The following is an 885-nucleotide window of genomic DNA, read 5'->3' on the forward strand; positions in this document are numbered from 1 at the left end:
TAAAAGCACTTTTCCGTTGCGCTATCTGAAGTCTCCGTGCCGTCCCACACGCAACACTTCAGAACATACCAACAGCAGGCATAATAAAGGTTATGTTAAACGGACAGGATCGGCGGACTTGGGGTCCTGGCTAGTTTTTCAGCTCGCGATCGGCAATGCTAGTCGGTGGGAATTTTAAGTGTCCTCCACCCGCCGAATCTTCGCATGAACGCCTTGGATAGCCTTACTTCCTCAGGCATACATTCAAGCTCTGTAAACGAAAAATCGTTTTGATTACAGACGCCGATCTGGCCAGCGATGATGAGTACCGCTTTGGTACAGCCATCTGCGCGAGCGCGCGCCAGTACGCTGCCGATAAGGTGAGTAGCGATTTGATGGTCGCGATACTCTTGGAGCACACCGATGGATCGGACGACAACCGTCTCTCCATATTGCTCAGAACAAGCGCAACCTACTACGCGCTCGCCCAATACAGCGATATGAAAGACGCACAGTGCCTGGTCGACGACGTCGCTAGGCAATCCACAACATTCGAGGACATCTGCAATGGCGGGCCAATCAGTTTCTCCTGCTGCCCTGATCTGCACGCTTCTCATCATTCCCGGCATCTCCTCGTGTCATATTGCGAGCTGAAGACGGAAAACACTAAAAAATGCGATTTCCCAGATTGCAGGCTCCAGGCTAACACCTCCGCCAAGCCAATGGATAGCGAGAAAGCCCGGATATTCCGGAACAATGCACTGCCGATATCCCCGAGACCGAGAACGCATTGTGAAAAAATCTCGTCTAGGAGCTCGTCGGAGTTGACGTGAAGCGTGATTCAAAACATCAGGTCGTGACTGGGTTCGCGGCCGGTTTGCGGGCTCATCTCAGTCGTCAAAACGC

The 885-nt window shown here is 52.4% G+C and carries 1 protein-coding gene; it reads right to left on the bottom strand.

Features of this window, described 5'->3' with window-relative positions:
* Window positions 1-158: 158 nt before the first annotated feature.
* Entirely contained in the window at window positions 159-599 is a 441-nt protein-coding gene (locus ACGLHR_RS51895; RefSeq protein ID WP_400103931.1) for a GNAT family N-acetyltransferase, read from the bottom strand.
* Between the last annotated feature and the right edge of the window lie 286 nt (window positions 600-885).

The sequence above is a fragment of the Cupriavidus sp. CuC1 genome (assembly GCF_044627735.1).
GTDB lineage: Bacteria > Pseudomonadota > Gammaproteobacteria > Burkholderiales > Burkholderiaceae > Cupriavidus > Cupriavidus ulmosensis.